The sequence below is a fragment of the Rhizobium sp. NZLR1 genome, from assembly GCF_017357385.1.
Classification (GTDB): domain Bacteria; phylum Pseudomonadota; class Alphaproteobacteria; order Rhizobiales; family Rhizobiaceae; genus Rhizobium.
In genome coordinates this window covers 395,775-418,149 of the sequence record NZ_CP071632.1, presented here as the reverse complement: position 1 = coordinate 418,149, position 22,375 = coordinate 395,775, and the positions used below count along the sequence as shown (strand labels likewise).

At 63.1% G+C, this 22,375-nt stretch carries 16 protein-coding genes and 2 pseudogenes; 14 read left to right on the top strand and 4 right to left on the bottom strand.

Features of this window, described 5'->3' with window-relative positions; genetic code table 11:
- Nucleotides 1–17: 17 nt before the first annotated feature.
- The gene (locus J3O30_RS02075) at nucleotides 18–473 is read right to left on the bottom strand and encodes a carbon monoxide dehydrogenase subunit G (RefSeq protein ID WP_207582661.1); all 456 of its coding nucleotides are present in this window, start codon (nucleotides 471–473) and stop codon (nucleotides 18–20) included.
- Nucleotides 474–577: 104 nt separating this feature from the next.
- Here J3O30_RS02075 and J3O30_RS02070 point away from each other — a divergent pair.
- The 6 genes and pseudogenes from J3O30_RS02070 to J3O30_RS02045 all read left to right on the top strand — a co-directional run bounded on the left by J3O30_RS02070 (nucleotide 578) and on the right by J3O30_RS02045 (nucleotide 7,064).
- A pseudogene (locus J3O30_RS02070) lies at nucleotides 578–1,191 on the top strand (NUDIX hydrolase).
- A gap of 96 nt (nucleotides 1,192–1,287) precedes the next feature.
- Nucleotides 1,288–2,385, top strand: a complete 1,098-nt coding sequence (locus J3O30_RS02065; RefSeq protein WP_207582660.1) for a class I SAM-dependent methyltransferase — start codon at nucleotides 1,288–1,290, stop codon at nucleotides 2,383–2,385.
- Entirely contained in the window at nucleotides 2,382–3,242 is an 861-nt protein-coding gene (locus J3O30_RS02060) for an RNA methyltransferase (protein ID WP_207582659.1), read from the top strand. Before J3O30_RS02065 ends, J3O30_RS02060 begins: the two co-directional genes overlap by 4 nt.
- Nucleotides 3,239–3,742 (top strand): signal peptidase II, encoded by a 504-nt coding sequence (lspA, locus tag J3O30_RS02055; protein WP_207582658.1) that lies wholly within the window; start codon nucleotides 3,239–3,241, stop codon nucleotides 3,740–3,742. The genes J3O30_RS02060 and lspA overlap by 4 nt, the downstream gene beginning before the upstream one ends.
- Before the next feature lie 55 nt (nucleotides 3,743–3,797).
- The gene (locus tag J3O30_RS02050) at nucleotides 3,798–6,077 is read left to right on the top strand and encodes an ATP-binding protein (RefSeq protein WP_207582657.1); all 2,280 of its coding nucleotides are present in this window, start codon (nucleotides 3,798–3,800) and stop codon (nucleotides 6,075–6,077) included.
- Nucleotides 6,078–6,185: 108 nt separating this feature from the next.
- Complete coding sequence (locus J3O30_RS02045; protein ID WP_207582656.1) at nucleotides 6,186–7,064, top strand: GNAT family N-acetyltransferase; 879 nt, start codon at nucleotides 6,186–6,188, stop codon at nucleotides 7,062–7,064.
- A gap of 79 nt (nucleotides 7,065–7,143) precedes the next feature.
- On the opposite strand, the pseudogene J3O30_RS02040 reads toward J3O30_RS02045, so the two are convergent.
- A pseudogene (locus J3O30_RS02040) lies at nucleotides 7,144–7,621 on the bottom strand (L,D-transpeptidase family protein).
- Nucleotides 7,622–7,831: 210 nt separating this feature from the next.
- Nucleotides 7,832–10,117: an NADP-dependent malic enzyme gene (locus J3O30_RS02035; protein ID WP_207582655.1), complete on the bottom strand. Its 2,286-nt coding sequence runs from the start codon at nucleotides 10,115–10,117 to the stop codon at nucleotides 7,832–7,834.
- Nucleotides 10,118–10,230: 113 nt separating this feature from the next.
- On the opposite strand from J3O30_RS02035, the gene mutS reads away from it, so the two are divergent.
- The 5 genes from mutS (at nucleotide 10,231) to J3O30_RS02010 (ending at nucleotide 19,261) form a co-directional block, all read left to right on the top strand.
- Nucleotides 10,231–12,957: a DNA mismatch repair protein MutS gene (mutS, locus tag J3O30_RS02030; RefSeq protein WP_207582654.1), complete on the top strand. Its 2,727-nt coding sequence runs from the start codon at nucleotides 10,231–10,233 to the stop codon at nucleotides 12,955–12,957.
- Between the two features lie 14 nt (nucleotides 12,958–12,971).
- Nucleotides 12,972–13,247, top strand: a complete 276-nt coding sequence (locus J3O30_RS02025) for a hypothetical protein (RefSeq protein WP_207582653.1) — start codon at nucleotides 12,972–12,974, stop codon at nucleotides 13,245–13,247.
- Between the two features lie 325 nt (nucleotides 13,248–13,572).
- Complete coding sequence (locus tag J3O30_RS02020) at nucleotides 13,573–16,479, top strand: [protein-PII] uridylyltransferase (protein WP_207582652.1); 2,907 nt, start codon at nucleotides 13,573–13,575, stop codon at nucleotides 16,477–16,479.
- 24 nt (nucleotides 16,480–16,503) lie between these two features.
- Nucleotides 16,504–18,090, top strand: a complete 1,587-nt coding sequence (murJ, locus tag J3O30_RS02015; RefSeq protein WP_207582651.1) for a murein biosynthesis integral membrane protein MurJ — start codon at nucleotides 16,504–16,506, stop codon at nucleotides 18,088–18,090.
- A gap of 235 nt (nucleotides 18,091–18,325) precedes the next feature.
- Nucleotides 18,326–19,261 (top strand): IS110 family transposase, encoded by a 936-nt coding sequence (locus tag J3O30_RS02010; protein ID WP_207584240.1) that lies wholly within the window; start codon nucleotides 18,326–18,328, stop codon nucleotides 19,259–19,261.
- Nucleotides 19,262–19,483: 222 nt separating this feature from the next.
- On the opposite strand, the gene J3O30_RS02005 is transcribed toward J3O30_RS02010, so the two are convergent.
- On the bottom strand, nucleotides 19,484–19,912 hold the full coding sequence (locus J3O30_RS02005; protein WP_207582650.1) for a D-Ala-D-Ala carboxypeptidase family metallohydrolase: 429 nt from the start codon (nucleotides 19,910–19,912) through the stop codon (nucleotides 19,484–19,486).
- Nucleotides 19,913–20,100: 188 nt separating this feature from the next.
- Here J3O30_RS02005 and J3O30_RS02000 point away from each other — a divergent pair, with 188 nt between their 5' ends.
- From J3O30_RS02000 to J3O30_RS01990, 3 genes are all read left to right on the top strand, one after another.
- Nucleotides 20,101–20,511, top strand: coding sequence for a VOC family protein (locus J3O30_RS02000; protein ID WP_207582649.1), 411 nt, complete (start codon nucleotides 20,101–20,103; stop codon nucleotides 20,509–20,511).
- A gap of 122 nt (nucleotides 20,512–20,633) precedes the next feature.
- Nucleotides 20,634–21,698, top strand: a complete 1,065-nt coding sequence (gene trpS, locus J3O30_RS01995; RefSeq protein WP_207582648.1) for a tryptophan--tRNA ligase — start codon at nucleotides 20,634–20,636, stop codon at nucleotides 21,696–21,698.
- 132 nt (nucleotides 21,699–21,830) lie between these two features.
- Nucleotides 21,831–22,322 (top strand): universal stress protein, encoded by a 492-nt coding sequence (locus tag J3O30_RS01990; protein WP_164006283.1) that lies wholly within the window; start codon nucleotides 21,831–21,833, stop codon nucleotides 22,320–22,322.
- Nucleotides 22,323–22,375 lie beyond the last annotated feature (53 nt).

Genomic DNA, 22,375 nt, shown 5'->3' with positions numbered 1-22,375 from the left:
AAGCCCAAAGCGCGCGATCAGCCGGCCGCCATCTTCGCGATGACGGCGGCATTGATATCCGAAAAGAACCGTTCGGCGAGCTTCTGCGAGGTCGAATCGAGCAGGCGTGCGCCGAGCTGGGCGAGCCTGCCGCCGAGTTCGGCTTTTGCCCGATAATGCAGGATGGTCTCGGCGCCGCTTTGCTCGAGCACGATATCGGCACTGCCTTTGGCGAAGCCGGCAAGACCGCCCTTGCCCTCGGCCGACAGCGTGTAGCTCTTCGGCGCATCGACATTGGAAAGCGTCAACACCCCATGGAAGGTGGCCGACAACAGGCTGAACTTGACCTTGATCGTCGCCTCGAAGGCATCTGGCGACAGCCGCTCGATGCCCTGGCAGCCTGGAATGCAACCGCGCATGATTTCAGGATCGTTGAGCGCTGCCCAGACGACGTCCCGCGGCGCGGCGATGCGTTCTTCGCCGGTGAAGTCCATTCGATAGCCCCATCTCCGATTCGTCCACCTTATCCCAGTGGAAAAGCCTTTTGCCAAGGCGGGGAGGAATGTTATCTCGCTCGTTGCGGAGCAAGGAATTGGCGATGAGTGACGAATTGAAGCCCTGGAGCGTTACGGCAAGCCGCATCGCCTATGAGGACCGCTGGATTCGGGTCCGTAGCGACGATTGCGTCACCGCCGATGGGACCGTCATCGCGCCCTTCCATGTGCTCGACTATCCCGACTGGATCAACGTCGTGCCTGTCATGCCCGACGGCGTGTGCTGCTGACCCGGGAATATCGGCACGGGCGCGGCGAGATCCTCCACGGCCTCGTTGCCGGCGGCGTCGAACCGGCGGACAGCGAGATCGGCGATGCGGCGTTGGCGGCAGCCAGGCGCGAACTGCGGGAAGAGACCGGCTATGAAGCCTCGACCTTCGTCAAGCTGCTGACCTCCTATCCGAATGCCGCAAGCCACAGCAACGCGGTGACGAGCTGGCTGGCGCTCGGCCTCAGCAGGGTCGGCGAACCGCGTTTCGACCCCGGCGAGAAGGTCGAGCTGCTGTTTGCGGATCTTGCCGCCATCCTTGGCGACCTGCAATCCGGCGCGCTCATCATGCAGTCGATGCATGTCGCAGCCCTCTATGCGGTGGAAAGCTGGCTTCGCAGGCAGTCGTCCGAAGGCTTGGAAATTACTGCCATGCCGGCGCGCAGTTGATCCGGCACGGTTTTCTGGGCTACTGCATACTTCAAAGGGCGCTGTGAAGGACGCAGACCCATTGTGATACCCCCGACAGAGACGCGGAAGAGCACGTTGAAACAGAGAGAACGCCGGCCAGGCCAGAAGAAGACCTCAGGTTCTTCTGGTGAAAGCCGCAGGGACGATCGGGCCAGCCGGCCGCCGAAGCCGGTCGCGCAGCCTGCGGCCAGCCGCGAGACGGTGCGCGAGGCGGCTGTGCCTGCCGCTATCGAGCGTCCGCTGATGACCCGCAGCGGCGAGCGTCCGACCGAGCGCGTGCCCGTCATCCTCGAATCGCTCGGGGCCGGCGACTTCCACCTGATCGACAGTGGCAACGGCGAAAAGCTCGAGCAATACGGCCCCTACCGTATCATCCGCCCGGAGGCCCAAGCGCTATGGCGGCCATCGCTGCCGCCGCATGTCTGGGAAAAGGTCGATGCCGTCTTCACCGGCGATACCGACGAGGAAGGCACCGGCCGCTGGCGCTTCCCCAAGGAGGCGTTGGGCGAGGCCTGGCCACTCAATCTGCTCGGCGTCGATTTCCTCGGCCGCTTCACATCCTTCCGCCATGTCGGTGTCTTCCCCGAGCAGATCGTGCACTGGAGCTGGATGAAGGACCAGGTCGAAAAGGCCGGCCGGCCGCTGAAGGTGCTGAATCTTTTCGGCTATACCGGCGTCGCCTCGCTGGTTGCCGCCGCAGCCGGCGCCGAGGTCACCCATGTCGACGCGTCGAAAAAGGCAATCGGCTGGGCGCGCGAGAACCAGGCGCTCGGGCGCATGGAGAAGCTGCCGATCCGCTGGATCTGCGAGGATGCGATGAAATTCATCCTGCGTGAGGAACGTCGCGGCAGCCAATACGACATCATTCTCACCGATCCACCGAAATTCGGCCGCGGCCCGAACGGCGAAGTCTGGCATCTATTCGAACACCTGCCATTGATGCTCGATGTCTGCCGCGAGATCCTGTCGCCGAAGGCGGTGGGTCTGGTACTGACGGCCTATTCGATCCGCGCCAGCTTCTATTCGATCCACGAACTGATGCGCGAGACGATGCGGGGCGCCGGCGGGGTGGTCGAATCCGGCGAACTGGTCATCCGCGAAGCGGGCCTCGACGGCAAGACACAGGGCCGCGCGCTTTCCACTTCCCTCTTTTCCCGCTGGGTGCCGAAATGAGCAAGGACTTCCACGATCAGGGACCGCGCAGGGTCGGACAGGTGAAGGAAGTCACCTCGCTTGCCAATCCCATCATCAAGGACATCAAAGCGCTGACGAACAAGAAGTCGCGGGAGGAAAGCGGGACTTTCCTGGCCGAAGGACTAAAGCTCGTCATCGATGCGATCGAACTCGGCTGGACGATCCGCACCCTGGTTTATGCCAAGGCGGCCAAGGGCAAGCCGCTGGTCGAGCAGATGGCGGCGAGGACCGTCGCCTCGGGCGGGCTGGTGCTCGAAGTCAACGAAAAGGTGATTGCCTCGATCACTCGCCGCGACAATCCGCAGATGGTGGTCGGCATCTTCGAGCAACGCTGGGCGCCGCTTAAGGGTATCCGGCCGAGGGAGGGCGAGACCTGGGTGGCGCTCGACCGGGTGCGCGACCCCGGCAATCTCGGCACCATCATCCGCACGGCGGATGCAGCCGGCGCTTCCGGCGTCATTCTGATCGGAGAGACGACCGATCCCTTCTCGCTCGAAACGGTGCGGGCCACCATGGGCTCGGTCTTCGCCGTTCCGGTCGCACGCGCAACGCCGGAGGAATTCATCGCCTGGCGGAAATCGGCCGGCGTTTCCGTGGTCGCGACGCATCTTGCCGGCGCGGTCGATTACCGCACGATCGACTACCGGAAAAAGCCCGTCGTGCTGTTGATGGGCAACGAGCAATCCGGCCTGCCGGACCAGCTGGCCAGGGAGGCCGACGCGCTTGCCCGCATTCCGCAGCAGGGCCGCGCCGATTCCTTGAACCTTGCCGTCGCCACTGCCGTCATGCTTTTCGAAGCCCGCCGCCATCTCCTCTCACTTGCCGAGGGCAAATGACCGAACAGACGTATGCCCGCCCCGCGCTGTTTTCGCGCCCGGCGCCGATCCTCTTCTTCATCGTCGTCGCCGTTCTTATCGACCAGGCCGTCAAGATCGCCGTCGATCATTACCTGCCGCTGCAGGAGGCCGTGCCCGTTATTCCGATGCTGGCGCTCTACCGCACCTACAATCTCGGCGTCGCCTTTTCGATGCTGTCGGGCATGGACGGCTGGTTCATCGTCGGCATGCGGCTCATCATCGTCGCCTTCGTCATCTGGCTGTGGAACCGCACGGCGAAGGACCGCTGGCTCGCCCATCTCGGTTATGCGCTGATCATCGCCGGCGCGATCGGCAATCTCGTCGACCGCTTCGCCTATGGCCATGTGATCGATTACATTCTTTTCCACACCGAAAGCTGGTCCTTCGCGGTGTTCAATCTCGCCGACAGCTTCATCACCATCGGGGCCGGCTGCGTCATTCTCGACGAGCTGCTGCTGCCGAAAAAGGCCGGCCGCTAAAATCTTATCGAATTCCTGAAGGCATTCGGAAGAGGCCTCATGTTATCAAAATAGCATGCAGAGTCTGGGACAGTTGCAGGAAAGATTGTCCGCCGCCTTCGGCGGACCCGCCGCCAAGCCGCATGAAGAGCGGATGGGGGCCTCCTCCTTGCGACCGGCCGCGTCGGCGCCTGAGGCAGCCGATGACAACGAAATGGGGCCGGCAACGACACGGCGCCTGCTGGTCTACTGGCTTGGTGGCGCCGGCCTTCTTACCGCGATGATCCTGACGCTGCTTGCCCATGCCGGCGATCCGCTGCTGCTTTCGGGCGGTCTTGTCGTTCTCGGCCTTGCCGTCATCGCCAGTTACGCCGTCCTGATGGTTCGCCGGCGCATAGCCCCGCCCGGCGGCAAATCCCTGCCGGATTGGAACGATGGCGCAAAGCTGTTTGCCGACGTGCACGACGTACTCGGCGACATCACCGTCAGCCGCAGCATGGACCGGCGCATCATCTCTGCCAACGACACGTTTCGCCGCCTGACCGGGCGGCTGCGTCCGGAAGGACGGAGTTGCGAGGAGATCGGGCTTGCCTTCCGCCCCGGCCCGATACCGCACTGCTTTGACGTCGAGATCTCGACGCCGGACGGCCAGCGCATCTTTCTCTGGCGCGACGTCGTCACCCGCGACCCGGCAAACGGCCGTCTGCTGCTGCAGAGCGTCGCGCGTGATGTGACCGACGAGCGGCTGATCGCGCAGGGCCGCGAAGAGGCCCGCCAGAAGGCCGAATATAACAGCGCCGCCAAATCGAGGCTGCTTGCGACCGTCAGCCACGAGGTGCGCACGCCGCTTTCCGGCATCCTCGGCATGACGCATCTGCTCGCCGAGACGCGGCTGACGCAGGAGCAGCAGAACTATCTCGCCAATATCCGCCAGTCCGGCCACGCGCTGACCCAGCTCGTCGAGGATCTGCTCGATTTCTCCACCATCGAGGTCGGCCGCTTCGCGCTGCACCCGCGCTCGGAATCGCTGCGCAAGCTTCTGGAAAGCGTTGTCGAGATGCTCGCCCATCGGGCGCATGAAAAAGGAATCGAGATCGGCGCCACGGTGTCATCCGACGTGCCGGAAAATATGAGCTTCGATCCGGCGCGGCTGCGCCAGGTTCTGTTCAACGTCATCGGCAATGCCGTGAAGTTCACCCAGGTCGGCGGCGTCTTCATTCGCGTGACGCTCGACGCAGACGACCTATCGATCACCGTCACCGATAGCGGTCCCGGCATGACAGCGGAGGAGCAGGCGCGCGTCTTCGGCGAGTTCGAGCAAGGTGGGACCGGTGCCGACAGGAGCAGCGGCACCGGGCTCGGCCTTGCCATCTCCGCCCGCATCATGCGCGAATTCAACGGCACGCTCACGGTCGCCAGCGAAAAGGGCAGAGGCAGCGAATTCACCATCCGCTTCCCTGTCGATATCGGCAGCGAGCGCCCCGACAGGCGAAATACGCTGCTTGCCGGCAACAGCGTCGTGCTGTTGGCGCCGGCGGGTGCCGCGCGCACCGCCATCGCCGAGACGATCACCACGCTCGGCGGTCTCTGCCATCTCGTCGCCGACGGCGAGAGCGCGCGGGCAGCGCTGCTCGGCTTGGCCAACGGCGGAAAGCGGCCGACCGATATCATCATCGACCATCGCATGTCGGCGGAATTTTCCGCCCATCTTGCCGACCGCGCCGAAATCGCCGCCCTTGGCCTGCGCAAGGTCCTGCTCGTCAATCCGGAAGAGCGCAGCGCCCATCCGCTCGACCTCTTCGATGCCTGGCTCATCCGGCCGTTGCGCGAACAGTCGCTGATCGACGTGCTGCGCGGGCGCATGCGCGGCATGGAGAAGCGCGACGCGCTGAACGACAATCAGCCGGGCTTCGGCCTTTCGGTGGCGGAGACGCTGGTTACAGCCAGCGGGCTCAACATCCTGCTTGGCGAGGACGATCCGATCAATGCCATGCTGGTGCGCGTCGTGCTCGAAAAGGGCGGGCATAATGTGCGCCATGTCGAGGATTTCGAGGCGCTGCTCGACTGCGCTCTCTGCGAGGCGAATGCCCGGCCCGATATCATCATCAGCGACCTGTCGATGCCTGGCGGCAACGGCATCGACATGCTGGGACGCCTGCGCGGCCACGAAAGGCGGCTCGACCTTGCCCCGGTACCGGTGATCGTGCTCACCGCCGACAAGAGCGACGAATCGCGTCGTCAGGTCTTGTTGAACGGCGCCAACCGCGTCATGGTAAAGCCCGTCGACCCGGTTCGGTTGCTGACCGAAGTTCAAGCGGTCGCCGCACTTTCCGCCCGTCGGGCAGAGGCGCGGTAACGTGCCGCGGGGCCAGCATGCGTCTTGCGCTGGGAAATCCAATATGTCACTTTCCTGTCGCAGAGAAGTGTTTTATGGCGTCGATAAACCGGCAACGGGAGAATCGTCATGTCCGCCATCGACATCCTGAATCGTGACACCACCGCCGAGGCTGCACCGCCCCCGACGGCGGCTGCGCAGAAGGACGGCGATATCCTCGGCCGCATCGGTAATCTGGAAACCCGCCTCGCCCGCACGGCGCGCGAAATCGATGCCGCCCAGGCCGTACGCTACCGCGTCTTCGTCGACGAAATGAAGGCACAACTGCCGCTTGACGCCATGCGCCGCCAGCGGGATGTCGATGCCTATGACGCCTTCTGCGACCATCTTCTCGTTCTCGACCGCACGATCGAGGGTGATCCGGAAGACCAGATCGTCGGCACCTACCGGCTGCTGCGCCAGGATGTCGCCCTCTCCAATGGCGGTTTTTACTCGGCTTCCGAATTCGAGATCGACGACCTCATTGCCAAACATTCGGACAAGCGCTTCATGGAGCTTGGCCGTTCCTGCGTGCTGCCGGAATACCGCACCAAGCGCACCGTCGAACTCCTGTGGCAGGGCAACTGGGCCTATGCGCTGAAGCACGGCGTCAGCGCCATGTTCGGCTGCGCCTCGTTCCCCGGCGTCTATCTGGAAAGCCATGCGCTGGCGCTGTCTTTCCTCTACCACAATGTGCTGGCGAAGAACGAATGGGCCGTCAGCGCACTGCCGCATCTCGCCCGCAACATGGACCTGATGCCGATCGAGGCGGTCAACCCGAAGCGGGCGCTGATGGCGCTGCCGCCGCTGATCAAGGGTTATATGCGCCTTGGTGCGATGGTCGGCTCCAGCGCCGTGGTCGATCATGCCTTCAACACGACCGACGTGCTGATCGTGCTGCCGATCTCCAGCATTTCCGACCGCTACCTGAATTATTATGGCGCCGACGCCGGCCGTTTCGCGAGCTAAACGCTGAAGCCTTTGTTTTTATGCATGTCGTTGTCCCGAAACCGCTGCACACTTTCGGGCGGCATGCACCTGCAATGCTTCAGGGCACGATCTCTATCGGTGTCTGGTTGGGGACACGCGCCCAAATATCGCGCATCTCCGCGTTGGTGACGGCAATACACCCGTCGGTCCAATCCCACAGTCGATTATATCCGAGCAGGCCCCAACCATTGGGAAGCCCGCGGATCACGATATTGCCGCCAGGCGGAAAGCCACCGGCTTCGGCGTTGTGCCGATCATCCGGGTTTGGATAGGAAATGTGCAGACTGAGATGCGCCATGGAGTCTGGATTTCGCCAGTCGATTTCGTAACGCCCTTCCGGTGTTTTCTCGTCACCTTCTCGTTGCTTGGGGCCCTCATTCGGTAGCCGACCCCAGAGAAAGCCGGTTTATCGAGATGGGCGCATCGCCTCTAAGAAGAACCATGCGACGTTCGGATTTATAAACGCGAACGAGGTCAGCCCGCTGCTCCAACGGCGCATCTGGAGGCCGCGAGCCCGAGCCGACCTTGGCCATCAATTTCGTGTAAGCGAAGAGGCTGGCGACTACGACGGCTGAAACGACAAGTTTGTTCTCAACATGATCCTCGCCTTTAAGCGGGCGGAAGGGGCTTTATCTTATCCGCGCCATGCAGAAGATGCCGCTCTCGCCTCCATTCTATAGCCGCGCAAGTACCTGCCCGACGCGCTGTCGGCCAAGCACTGAATTCCGTCCCTATGCGGGAGAAAGTTACGAACCCGCGCCATAAGCGGCGATCGCCGCCATGTTGACGATGTCGCTGTCCTTGGCGCCCATCGAGGTGATCTGCACCGGCTTGTCGACGCCGACGAGGATCGGGCCGATTACCGTGGAGCCGCCGAGCTCCTGCAGCATCTTGGTCGAGATCGAGGCCGAGTGGAAAGCCGGCATGACCAGCACGTTGGCAGGACCGGACAGGCGGCAGAACGGATATTGCTCCATCACCTTGCGGTTCAGAGCGACGTCGGCGGCCATCTCGCCGTCATATTCGAAATCGACGCGACGCTTGTCGAGGATTTTCACCGCCTCGCGCACCCGCTCCGAGCGTTCGCCGGAGGGATGGCCGAAGGTGGAATAGGCCAGCAGGGCGACACGCGGCGGATAGCCCATGCGCCGCGCCAGACCCGCAGCCTCTTCGGCGATATCGGCAAGCTCCTCGGCTGTCGGCATGTCGTGTACGGCGGTATCGGCCACGAAGACCGTGCGGCCGCGGCAAAGCGCCAGCGATACGCCGATGATGCGGTGGCCGGGCTTCTTGTCGATGCAGCGGCGCACATCTTCGAGCGCCGTCGAATAGTTGCGGGTGATGCCGGTCACCATGCCGTCGGCGTCGCCGAGCGCTACCATGGTGGCGGCGAAATGGTTGCGGTCGTTGTGGATCAGCCGCTGGGCGTCGCGGTAGAGGTAACCCTGCCGCTGCAGCCTGGCATAGAGATAGTCGATATAGGCCTCGACCCGGGTCGAAATACGGGCATTGACGATCTCGAGGCCCGGCCGGTTGAGATCGATGCCGGCGCGTTCCGCCGTTGCCCGGATCAGATCCTCGCGGCCGAGCAGGATAGCGGTGCCGAGCTGCTGGTTGGCATAGGACATCGCGGCTCGCAGGACCTGTTCCTCCTCGGCCTCGGCAAAGACGATCCGCTTCGGGTGCCGGCGCACACGCTCGTAGAGCCGTGCCAAGGTCGAGGCGATCGGATCGCGGCGCGCCGAAAGCTCGCGGGCGTAACCGGCCATATCGGTGATGACCTTGCGGGCGACGCCGCTTTCGATCGCCGCTTCAGCGACCGCGACCGGGATTGCCGAGATCAGCCGCGGATCGAAGGGGACGGGGATGATGTATTGCGATCCGAAACGCGGCCGGTTGCCCTGATAGGCGGCCACCACGTCATCGGGCACATCCTCGCGGGCAAGATTTGCCAGCGCCTTGACGGCGGCGATCTTCATCGCGTCGTTGATTGTGGAGGCACGGACATCGAGAGCGCCGCGGAAGATATAGGGAAAACCGAGGACGTTGTTGACCTGGTTCGGATAATCCGAACGGCCGGTCGCCATGATGGCGTCGTCGCGGATGCGGGCCACCTCTTCCGGGGTGATCTCGGGATCGGGATTGGCCATGGCGAAGATGATCGGCCGCTCGGCCATCGAGCGGATCATCTCGGCCGAGAAGGCGCCCTTCTGCGACAGGCCGAAAACGACGTCGGCGCCCTCCATCGCCTCCTCAAGCGTGCGCGTGTCGGTCTTTGCCGCATGCGCCGATTTCCACTGGTTCATGCCTTCGGTGCGACCCTGGTAGATGACGCCCTTGGTGTCGCAGAGGATGATGTTCTCAGGCGCAAAGCCCATCGCCTTGATGAGCTCGATACAGGCGATCGCCGCAGCACCGGCACCATTGCAGACGAGCTTCGTCGTCTTCAGGTCGCGGCCGGTCAGCTCCAGCGCGTTGATCAGGCCAGCGGCGGCGATGATTGCCGTTCCGTGCTGGTCGTCATGGAAGACGGGAATATCCATCAGCTCGCGCAGCCGGCTTTCGATGACGAAGCAGTCCGGCGCCTTGATATCCTCGAGGTTGATGCCGCCGAAGGAGGGGCCGAGGAAACGCACGCAATTGATGAACTCGTCGACATTTTCCGTATCGATCTCGAGGTCGATGGAATCGACGTCGGCGAAGCGCTTGAACAGCACTGCCTTGCCTTCCATGACGGGCTTGGAGGCCAGCGCACCGAGATTGCCGAGACCGAGGATCGCCGTGCCATTGGAAATGACCGCGACCATGTTGCCGCGCGCCGTGTAATCATAAGCCGTCTGCGGGTCGGCGGCGATCGCCTTGACCGGCACGGCAACACCCGGCGAATAGGCAAGCGAGAGGTCGCGCTGCGTCGCCATCGGCTTGGTCGGGACGACTTCCAGTTTCCCTGGGCGGCCCATGGCGTGAAATTCAAGCGCCTCCTGGTCGGTAACTGATGTCGCCGGCCGGTCCTTCTTATCGATATCGGGCATAAATCCTCCAACGTCTTGTGGGCGACGCTTTGCTCTTCCTCAAATGCTGTTGTCATCTATAGCGGCGCGCGGATAGGGTTGGCACCTGTTTTTTTGGGAAAAACCGCACCTCCGTGAACGCACGCATCGACACAGGGAATGAGGCCTTTTCGGCTGCCGAGCTTGCCACGGCGGAAAGCCGTGCCTCGGCGACGCCGATGATGGAGCAATATATCGAGATCAAGGCGAACAATCCGGGTTCGCTGCTCTTTTATCGCATGGGTGATTTCTACGAGCTGTTCTTCGAAGATGCGCTGGAAGCCTCACGCTCGCTCGGCATCACGCTGACGAAGCGAGGCCAGCACATGGGCCAGGACATCCCGATGTGCGGCGTTCCGGTGCATGCGGCCGACGATTATCTGCAGAAGCTGATTTCACTCGGTTTCCGCGTCGCCGTCTGCGAGCAGATCGAGGATCCGGCCGAAGCGAAAAAACGCGGCGGCAAATCCGTCGTCAAGCGCGATGTCGTCCGCTTGGTCACGCCAGGCACGATCACCGAGGAAAAGCTGCTTTCGCCCTCGGAATCCAACTATCTGATGGCGCTGACCCGCATTCGCAGCGGGGCAGAACCCTTGCTGGCGCTAGCCTGGATCGATATTTCCACAGGCGTCTTCCGACTGGCCGAGACCGAAGCCTCGCGGCTGCTTGCCGATATCCTGCGCATCGATCCGCGCGAGCTCATCCTGCCCGACACGATCTTCCACGATCCGGAACTGAAGCCGGTCTTCGATGTGCTCGGCCGCACCGCGGTGCCCCAGCCTTCCGTGCTCTTCGACAGCGCCAGCGCCGAAAGCCGGATCGCGCGTTATTTCGGCGTCGCGACGCTCGACGGCTTCGGCACCTTCTCGCGCGCCGAGGTGGCGGCAGCGGCGGCCGCCGTCGCTTATGTCGAGAAGACGCAGATCGCCGAGCGGCCGCCGCTTGGAAAGCCGGAGCGGGAAAGTGCGGCTTCGACGCTGTTCATCGACCCCGCCACCCGCGCCAATCTGGAACTTGCCCGGACGCTGTCTGGCGACCGCAACGGCTCGCTCCTGAAAGCGATCGACCGCACCGTCACCGGCGGCGGGGCGCGGCTTCTTGCCGAGCGATTGATGTCGCCGCTGACCGACCCCGTCCGCATCAATGCTCGACTCGACTCGATCGGCTTCCTGATCGACGAGCCTCTGCTCTGCGGCAATCTGCGCGACACGCTGAAACATGTGCCGGACATGCCGCGGGCGCTGTCGCGGCTGGCGCTCGACCGCGGCGGTCCGCGCGATCTCGCGGCGATCCGCCAGGGACTTCAAGCGGCGAGCGAAGTTGCGGCCATGCTCGCCAGCGCGATGTTGCCTGAAGAACTCGGCCAGGCGCTGTCCGCGCTGCAAGCCCTACCCGCAACGCTCGAAACCCTGCTGGCCGAGACACTCGCCGACGAACTGCCGCTGTTGAAACGCGACGGCGGGTTCCTGCGCGACGGCGCCAGCGCCGAGCTCGACGAAGTGCGGGCACTGCGCGACCAGTCGCGGCGGGTGATCGCCGGCCTGCAATTGCAATATGCCGAGGAGACCGGCATCCGGTCGCTGAAGATCAAGCACAACAACATCCTCGGCTATTTCATCGAGGTCACCGCCGGCAATGCCTCGCCGATGACGGAGACGGCTGAAGCCAAGGCCCGCTTCATCCACCGCCAGACGATGGCGAGCGCGATGCGCTTCACCACCACCGAACTTGCCGATCTCGAAAGCCGCATCGCCAACGCCGCCGACCGGGCGCTGACGATCGAGTTCGCCGCCTTCGAGAAGATGACGGCGGCCGTGGTTGCGGAAGCCGAGGCGATCAAATCCGGCGCCCGGGCGCTTGCCGTCATCGATGTTGCCGCAGGACTGGCGCTTCTCGCCGAAGAGCAGGCCTATTGCCGCCCACAGGTCGACGGCTCAAGGATGTTTGCCATCGAAGGCGGGCGCCATCCGGTCGTCGAGCAGGCGCTGCGGCGGCAGGCGGGCGGGCCGTTTGTCGCCAACAATTGCGATCTCTCGCCGAAGACCGGCGACAGGGACGGCGCGATCTGGCTGTTGACCGGGCCGAACATGGGCGGCAAGTCGACCTTCCTGCGGCAGAACGCGCTGATCGCCATCCTGGCGCAGATGGGCTGCTTCGTACCGGCAACATCAGCCCATATCGGCATCGTCGACCGGCTTTTCTCGCGCGTCGGCGCCTCCGACGACCTAGCCCGCGGGCGCTCCACCTTCATGGTCGAGATGGTCGAAACAGCTGCGATCCTCAACCAGGCGAGCGACCGTTCGCTGGTCATCCTCGACGAGATCGGCCGCGGCACCGCCACCTTCGACGGCCTGTCGATCGCCTGGGCCTCCGTCGAGCACCTGCATGAAGCCAACCGCTGCCGCGGCCTCTTCGCCACGCATTTCCATGAGCTGACCGTGCTTTCGGAAAAGCTCGGCCGGCTGTCGAACGCCACGATGCGGGTCAAGGAATGGGACGGCGACGTCATTTTCCTGCATGAGGTCGGTCCGGGTGCGGCAGACCGCTCCTACGGCATCCAGGTCGCCCGCCTTGCCGGGCTTCCGGCTTCAGTCGTGACACGAGCCCGCGATGTGCTGACCCGTCTGGAGGATGCCGACCGCAAGAACCCCGCGAGCCAGCTGATCGACGACCTGCCGCTCTTCCAGGTGGCGGTGCGCCGCGAAGACACGGCTCGCGGACCGTCCAAGGTCGAGGAGGCGCTGAAGGCGATGAGCCTTGACGACATGACGCCGCGCGAGGCAATGGATGCACTTTACGACCTCAAGAAGAAACTGAAATAGGGCAGCGGTACGCGATGTTCATGGAAAAGCTGATTCGCGAAACGGAGCGCCTCTCGCTCATCTGCTCGATGCTCGATACGATGCGGCGCGCCGATGCCGATCGCAATGCGCGCGGCTGGACGTCGCCGATCGGCATGCTGAAAATTACCCGCTGTTGCGCTATGATCTCGGAGCTCGGAACGTCGATCGCCAAGGCAGGTTATCGCGAATGCGACCGGCAGTCGCTTGAGGAGATCATGAGAGAGACACGGCAGGTGCTGCATTTGCTGAATGCGCGGGCCGCCCTTTGAGCGTTCGGGGAAACGCCAGCTGTTGCGCCACTGCTGTTCAGCTTGCGCCTGTGACTGCCCCTCACCCTAACCCTCTCCCCGTAAACGGGGCGAGTGGACGTGCCCTGCGAGAGACAGGCGAGAAACGGAGAGGGCGCGGCTATCTCCCTTCGCCCCGTTTACGGGGAGAAGCTGCCGGCAGGCGGATGAGGGGCTGGTTTCGGCAATCTCCTGACCCAACGTGGTGTCAGGCTGTCGCGCGGCTTACCAACACCATTTCGCCAAATTTAAAGGTTCTTGCAGTATGAGGGCGCGTGTCAATCGCCTGATAAAGGGATTATAGCGCATGCAGACGAAACACGAGGCGAGCCAGGATCAGGCCGTCCGGCATGAACAGGAAACCACCCCGGCGAAAGCGATGCGCGAGCTTGATTTTTCTCATATCCTTGACGTCGAATTCTTGCAGAAGCAGTGCGACGCCGTTGGCGAGGCCAACCGCAACCGACCCGACGTGCTGCGCGCCGATCTTCTCGCCGTATTGAAAAAGGCAAGCACCGAAGGCCGGCAGAAGGCGCGGGCCGCACTGATGGCCGATGGCGGCGGGCTGAATTGCGCCTACCGGATTTCCTGGCTGCAGGATCAGATCATCACTGTCCTCTACAATTTCGCCACCGCCCATATCTTTCCACAGCAGAAGGACAAGTTCGCGGTCACCGCCGTCGGCGGCTACGGTCGCGACACGCTGGCGCCCGGCTCCGATATCGACCTGCTTTTCCTCTTCCCGCCGAGGCCGGCGGAAGAGACGCACAAGGCGGTCGAATTCATGCTCTACGTGCTCTGGGACATGGGCTTCAAGGTCGGCCACGCCACCCGCACGGTGGAGGAATGCATCGCGCTTTCCAAGTCCGACATGACGATCCGCACCGCCATCCTGGAGATGCGCTACATCTGCGGCCTGCAACGGCTGGAAACCGAACTCGAGACCCGCTTCGACAAGGAAATCGTCACTGGTACCGGCCCGGAATTCATCGCTGCCAAGCTTGCCGAGCGCGACGAGCGCCACCGCAAGGCGGGTGATACGCGCTATCTCGTCGAACCGAACGTCAAGGAAGGCAAGGGCGGGCTTCGCGACCTGCACACGCTGTTCTGGATCTCGAAATATTATTATCACGTGCGCGACCAGGCGGAGCTGGTCAAGCTCGGCGTGCTGTCGAAGCACGAATACCGTCTGCTTGAGAAAGCCGACGATTTTCTCTGGGCGGTGCGCTGCCATATGCACTTCCTGACCGGCAAGGCCGAGGAGCGTCTGTCGTTCGACATCCAGCGCGAGATCGCCGAAGCCTTCGGCTATCACACCCGCCCGGGCCTTTCGGCGGTCGAGCGCTTCATGAAGCACTATTTCCTCGTCGCCAAGGATGTCGGCGACCTCACCCGCATCCTCTGCGCCGCGCTCGAAGACCAGCAGGCGAAGTCGATCCCGGGCCTCACCGGCGTCATTAGCCGCTTCACCCATCGCAATCGCAAGATCGCCGGCAGCGTCGAATTCGTCGAGGACCGCGGCCGCATCGCGCTTGCCGACGCTGAGGTCTTCAAGCGCGATCCGGTCAGCATCCTCCGGCTCTTCCACGTCGCCGACATCAACGGGCTGGAATTCCACCCGGACGCGCTGAAACGTGTCACCCGTTCGCTGGCGCTGATCGATAATAATCTGCGGGAAAACGACGAGGCGAACCGCCTGTTCATGTCGATCCTGACGTCGAAGCGCGATCCGGCGCTCATCCTGCGGCGGATGAACGAGGCCGGCGTGCTCGGCCGCTTCATTCCCGAATTCGGCAAGATCGTCGCGATGATGCAGTTCAACATGTATCACCACTATACGGTGGACGAACATCTGATCCGCACCGTCGACGTTCTCTCCGAGATCGACCAGGGACGCTCCGAGGATCTGCATCCGCTCGCCAACAAGCTGTTCTCAGGCATCGAGGATCGCGAGGCGCTTTATGTCGCCGTTCTGCTGCACGACATCGCCAAGGGCCGCCAGGAGGATCATTCGATCGCCGGCGCCCGCGTCGCCCGCAAGCTCTGCAGCCGCTTCGGTCTGTCGCAGAAGCAGACGGAAATCGTCGTCTGGCTGATCGAGGAACATCTGACCATGTCGATGGTGGCGCAGACCCGCGACCTCACCGATCGCAAGACGATTACCGATTTTGCCGACCGCGTACAGTCGCTCGACCGGTTGAAGATGCTGTTGATCCTGACGATCTGCGATATCCGCGCCGTCGGTCCGGGCGTCTGGAACGGTTGGAAGGGCCAGTTGCTGCGCACGCTCTACTACGAAACCGAGCTGCTGCTGGCCGGCGGTTTTTCGGAGGTCTCCCGCAAGGAGCGTGCCGGTGCCGCCGCCGAGGCGCTGCATTCGGCACTCGCCGACTGGAGCCAGAAGGACCGCAATACCTATACCAAGCTGCACTACCAGCCCTATCTGCTCTCCGTGCCGCTGGAAGACCAGATCCGCCACGCCCACTTCATCCGCCAGGCCGACAAATCCGGCCAGGCGCTGGCCACCACGGTGCGCACCGACAGTTTCCATGCGATCACCGAGATCACCGTGCTGTCGCCCGACCATCCGCGCCTGCTCGCCGTCATCGCCGGGGCGTGTGCTGCGGCCGGAGCCAACATCGTCGACGCGCAGATCTTCACGACGTCGGACGGGCGGGCGCTCGACACCATCCATGTCAGCCGCGAATTTGCCGACGATGCCGACGAGCTGCGCCGGGCCGCGACGATCGGACGGATGATCGAGGACGTGCTGTCCGGCCGCAAGCGGCTGCCCGAGGTGATCGCCACGCGCGCGCGCCACCGCAAGAAGAACAAGGCCTTCGTCATTCCGCCGTCGGTCAACATCACCAACAGCCTGTCGAACAAGTTCACGGTCATCGAGGTCGAATGCCTCGACCGGCCGGGGCTGCTGTCGGAAATCACCGCCGTGCTCTCCGACCTGTCGCTCGACATCCAGTCGGCCCGCATCACCACCTTCGGCGAAAAGGTGATCGACACTTTCTACGTCACCGATCTGGTCGGCCAGAAGATCTCCGGCGACAGCAAGCGCGCCAACATCACCGCCCGAATGAAGGCCGTCATGGCCGAGGAGGAAGACGAGCTGCGTGAGCGCATGCCTTCCGGCATCATCGCGCCGGCTGCCACCGCCCGGACATTGCCCTCAGCCGAAAAGAAAGCCGATTCCCCCGCATGAGCGACCAAGCATGAGCCCCCACGAATGAGCCTCGTCAAGAAATTCGCAACCGTCGGCGGCGCCACCCTCGGCAGCCGCATCTTCGGCTTCGCCCGCGAAACGCTGATGGCCGCCGCACTCGGCACCGGGCCGATGGCCGACGTCTTTTATGCCGCCTTCCGCTTTCCGAACCTGTTTCGCCGGCTGTTTGCCGAAGGCGCCTTCAACGCCGCCTTCGTGCCACTTTTTGCCAAGGAGATCGAGGCGAACGGCACCGATGGCGCCAAGCGCTTTTCGGAAGAAGTCTTCGGCGTGCTGTTTTCGGTGCTGCTGCTCATCACCATCGTGATGGAGCTTGCCATGCCGCTCCTGGTGCGCTTCGTCATTGCACCGGGCTTTGCCGACGATCCCGACAAATTCTCGATCACCATCCGCATGGCGGCGGTGATGTTTCCCTATCTGATGTGCATGTCGCTGACGGCGATGATGAGCGGCATGCTGAATTCGCTGCACCATTTCTTCGCCGCGGCCATCGCGCCGGTCTTCCTCAACGTGGTGATGATCGGGGCGCTGTTTTATGCGCTCCATACCGGTGCCGATCCGCTGACGACGGCCTGGTATCTCTCCTTTGGCGTTCTTGCCGCCGGCGTCCTGCAGCTCGCCGTCGTCTATGTCGGCGTGCTTGCGGCCGGCATGAGCATCGGCTTCCGCTTCCCGAAGATGACCCCGAACGTCAAGCGGCTGCTGATCCTGGCGGTGCCGGCTGCAGTGACCGGCGGCATCACCCAGATCAACCAGCTGATCGGCCAGGCGATCGCCTCCTCTCGCGAGGGCGCGATTGCAGCGCTGCAATATGCCGACCGGATCTACCAGCTGCCGCTCGGCGTCGTCGGCGTTGCCGTCGGCGTGGTGCTGCTGCCGGAACTTGCCCGGGCGCTGAAGGGCGGCAATCTGCGCGAAGCCGGAAACCTGCAGAACCGCTCGATCGAATTCGTGCTGTTTTTGACGATCCCCGCCGCCTTCGCGCTGTGGATCCTCTCCGACGAGATCATCCGCGTGCTCTACGAGCGCGGCGCCTTCCATCAGGAAAACACCGCCGTCGTCGGCTCGATCCTGGCGATCTACGGCATCGGCCTGCCGGCCTTCGTGCTGATCAAGGCGCTGCAGCCCGGCTTCTATGCGCGCGAGGACACCAAGACGCCGATGCGCTTTTCGGCAATCGCGGTGGCCACCAACTGCGCCACGGCGCTGACCCTCTTTCCCTATATGGGCGCGCCCGGCATCGCCGTTGCCGAAGCCACCGCCGGCTGGATCAGCACCGTGCTGCTGTTCACCACGCTTCTGCGCCGCGGCCATCTGACATGGGAATGGGCGCTGGCAAAACGCACCGTCCTGCTGATCGTCGCCGCAGCCGTGATGGGTGCGGCGATCGTCTTCCTCAAGCAGCACTTTGCGCCCTCGCTTGCCTCCGGCGCGCCGCTTCTGACCAAGGTCGGCACCCTCGGGCTGCTGATTGCGATTGCCATGCTGGTCTATTTCGCCGCCGCCTTCCTGATCGGCGGAGCAAATCTCGGCATGATCCGGCGCAATCTGAACCGCAAGCCGGCGCCGGCAAAGGACCCGCAAGGCTAAGGAGATTGCCGGTGCCTGCCCCTCATCCGCCTGCCGGCACCTTTGTAACTTCCCTTTACCCGCTATTGGCGTAGTACTGCCTGTTGCGGTGGCGGATGGAAGACCGTTGCACCTTTGGGACACCAAGCCCGTGGGAGAGCCTGGGTCTCCGTCCGCCGTTCCATTGAACCCGAACAGTCGCCGGGGCCGCTTGCGAAAGCAAAGCCCGCTTAGGCAAGGATGGGATCAGATGGAGATGAATGAGAGGGTGGTTGTCGGTATCGATGTTTCCAAGGACCGATTGGACGTGTCGCTGCACCCTTCAGGCGAGCACTTCGCGGTCAGCAACGACCACGCCGGCCTTGAGGAATTAATCACCGGGCTGGTCGCCTCCAGGCCGACGATCGTCGGCCTGGAGGCGACCGGCGGCTACGAGATGTTAGCGGCGGGTAGCCTGTCGGCAGCTGGTTTTGGGGTGGTTGTTGTCAATCCGGCGCAGGTGCGCGCCTTTGCCAACGCGCTCGGCCGCAGGGCCAAGACCGATCCGATCGATGCGGCCGTCATCGCTGCCTTCGTACTGGCGACGAAGCCGGCTATCCGGCCGTTGCGCGATGCCGAGACGCAGGCCCTGTCCGAACTCATTGCCCGGAGGCGGCAGATCGTCCAGATGACCGTTGCCGAGGAGAACCGGTTGCGTATGGCGCTGGCCAAACAGGCGCAGAGAAGCATCAAGCGCTTGCTGACAGCCTTGCGCCGCGAACTCGAAAACCTCGATGCCGACCTCGACAGCCATATCCGCAAATCGCCGGTCTGGCAGGTGCGCGAGGCGCTGTTGACCGCGGTGCCGGGTGTCGGGCCGACAACGGCGCGTACGCTGCTGGCCGAGCTGCCCGAACTCGGCAGCCTCGACCGCCGCCAGATCGCCTCACTGGCAGGTCTTGCCCCCTGGACGCGGCAATCGGGAAAGTGGAAGGGCAAGAGTTTCATCGGCGGCGGCCGCGGCAAGGTGCGGGCTGTGCTGTTCATGGCCGCCCTCGTCGCCAGTCGGTACAACCCCGACCTCAAGGCCTTCCGCGACCGTCTGGTCGCGGCCGGCAAGCCCAAGATCGTCGCAACCGTCGCAACTATGCGCAAGCTGCTCACCATCCTCAATGCCATCATCAGGGACGGACGACCATGGCAAAACGCTTGACAAATAAGACAGTCGCTCTCCCCGCTTGCGGGGCGAAGGGGATAGCGGCAACCCCTCTGTTCCTCACCAGCATTTCGCAGGGCACGTCCCCTCTCCCCGTTTTTTACGGGGGTCCGAAGGACGGGTCGAGACCGTTGGCTCGGCCCTGGTGGGGTTAGGGTGAGGCGCAATCTTGAGGGCAAAACCCGGACAACCATTGCACAAGGCCGAGCAGCACCTGCCTTAACAATCGACCCATCGCCGCTGCGGTCCGACGTCGACATGAACGATACCGTTGCAATAGGTGCCGATGCCGCCAATGCCAGGCGCACTTCTGGCGGCCGCGATGATGATGCGCTCCGAGAGGCCCGGCATTCTGATATCGGCCGCCAGGCATTTTCCGTGCAGGGATCCATGGCGGCTGGGATGCGGCCGGAGGCCGGAGGTGATCATTGGCCGGCGCCCGGTTTTTGCGGCGATATGCGACAGGACCGCCCGAAGACGCTCGGGAAAACAACCGGCACGAACACTGACGGTCTGGACCGTATAGGCGAGGCGTGCATCCTGGCTGGGAAGATGGAGGACCGGTCGTTTGCTGTCTTGACCGACGGCGTTGGTTGCTGATTGTAGGGCGAAAAGGCCTGCCATGGCGAGCAAACTGGCGTTCTGCATGGTCCCTCCGGGCGGTTGACGCGGCGACCATTGGGCCGCTACTGCGCGGTAGAGGATTTTCATTTCAATAAAAGCTTTTCTGTGAAATTTTATACTCAATTATGAGTAATCAGCTTGATCATTTTGGCTTAAAACCGTGGATATCGCCGATCCAAATTGGAATAAACGTCTCAATCGGGAGATATAACATGACGATCCAGTCGCTTTTCCTCGTCACCCTCGTCGTCGACGACTACGACCGCGCCAAGGCTTTCTATTGCGATTGCCTCGGTTTCGACTGCCTGCAGGACGAGACGCAGCTGGAGGGGAAGCGCTGGGTGGTGGTGAAGCCGAAGGGTGGGGCCATGGTTGGAGATGGAGCCGCGTTTCTGCTGGCGCAGGCGGCAGATGCGACGCAGCGCGCGGCGATCGGCAATCAGACCGGCGGCCGTGTCGGCTTCTTTCTGAAGACCGACGATTTTGCCCGCGACCATGCCGCACTGCTTGCGGCCGGCGTGCGCTTTCTGGAAGAGCCGCGACATGAGGTCTACGGCACGGTTGCGGTGTTTGCCGATCCCTACGGCAACAGCTTCGATCTGATCCAGCATGCCGCAGGCTGAACCCCTTGATTGCGGCCGGTTGCCCGTGCATAAGCCGCGGCGTTAGCAACACGGGCGAAAGCCCTGTTGCAAATGCAGCCATCTAAAAGCTGTGGGCCCTCCACCAGCCTATTGAGGACGACATGAGCGAATTCAAGAAACTCGTATTCTCCGGCGTGCAGCCGACCGGCAATCTGCATCTCGGCAATTATCTCGGCGCCATCCGGCGGTTCGTGGCGCTGCAGGACGGCAATGACTGCATCTACTGCGTCGTCGACATGCATGCGCTCACCGCCCAGCTCGTGCATGAGGACATGCCGAGCCAGACGCGCTCGATCGCCGCCGCCTTCATCGCCGCCGGCATCGATCCGGAAAAGCATATCGTCTTCAACCAGTCGGCCGTGCCGCAGCATGCCGAACTTGCCTGGATCTTCAATTGCGTCGCCCGCATCGGCTGGATGAACCGCATGACGCAATTCAAGGACAAGGCCGGCAAGGATCGCGAACAGGCTTCGCTCGGTCTCTACGCCTATCCTAGCCTGATGGCCGCCGACATTCTCGTCTATCGCGCCACCCATGTGCCTGTCGGTGAGGATCAAAAGCAGCATCTGGAGCTTGCCCGCGACATCGCGATGAAGTTCAACCTCGATTATGCCGAGCATATCAGCAGGACCGGTTATGGGGTCGACATCACCGTCGGCAACGAGCCGGTGCATGCCTATTTCCCGATGGTCGAACCGCTGATCGGCGGGCCGGCGCCGCGCGTCATGTCGCTGCGTGACGGCACCAAGAAAATGTCGAAATCCGACCCTTCCGACCTCTCCCGCATCAACCTGATGGACGACGAGGACGCGATCTCGAAGAAGATCCGCAAGGCAAAGACCGATCCGGACGGCCTGCCGAGCGAGATCGACGGGCTGCAGGGCCGCCCGGAAGCCGACAATCTGGTAGCAATCTATGCGGCCCTTGCCGACAAGTCGAAGGCCGACGTGCTTGCCGAATTCGGCGGCCAGCAGTTCTCCGTATTCAAGCCGGCACTGGTCGATCTCGCCATCCATGTGATGGCGCCGATCACCGGCGAGATGCGCCGGCTGATGGACGACACCAGCCATATCGACGCGATCCTGCGCAAGGGCGGCGAACGCGCCAGGGCCCGCGCCGAGGTGACGATGAGCCAGGTCCGCGACGTCATCGGCTTCCTCTACTGAGGGTGATCTGTTCTTCTCCCCACCCAGGGGCGAAGGGGACCTTCGTCTGGGGAGAAGGGAACATTCTGCCGGGGGGAGAAGAGGAAAAACTGGGCTTGCAAATTTTCCGCTTCGGGTGTCAGAGTCCGCGCCATGGTATCGAAGCGACTCTCACGGCTCGAAGGTCATCGCCGCAAATTCATGGCGGTGATCGACGGTACACCCGAATGCCAGCGCGCCGTTCATTATGCCGGCCGGCGCGCGAAGAATTCCAATGGCGGGCTGGTGCTGCTCTATGTCATCCCCGACGGGGATTTTCAGCAATGGCTCGGCGTCGAGGCGATCATGCGGGCGGAAGCCCGTGAAGAGGCCGAAGCGGTCGTTGCCAAGATCGCCCAGATCGTGCGCGAGACGATCGGCATCGAGCCTGAGGTCGTCATCCGTGAGGGCAGTGCGGCCGAACAGATCAACGCCGTGATCGAGGAAGACCGCGATGTGGCGATCCTGGTTCTGGCTGCCGGTTCGGCGAAGGAAGGTCCGGGACCGCTGGTTTCGTCGGTTGCCGGCCGCGCGGCGGCGTTTCCGATCCCGGTAACCGTGTTGCCGGATACGCTGACCAACGAGGAAATCGACGCCCTCTGCTGACAATTTCTTGAGTAAAAATCTCTTGAATGGAACCGGCAATGGGCTTATCTTCT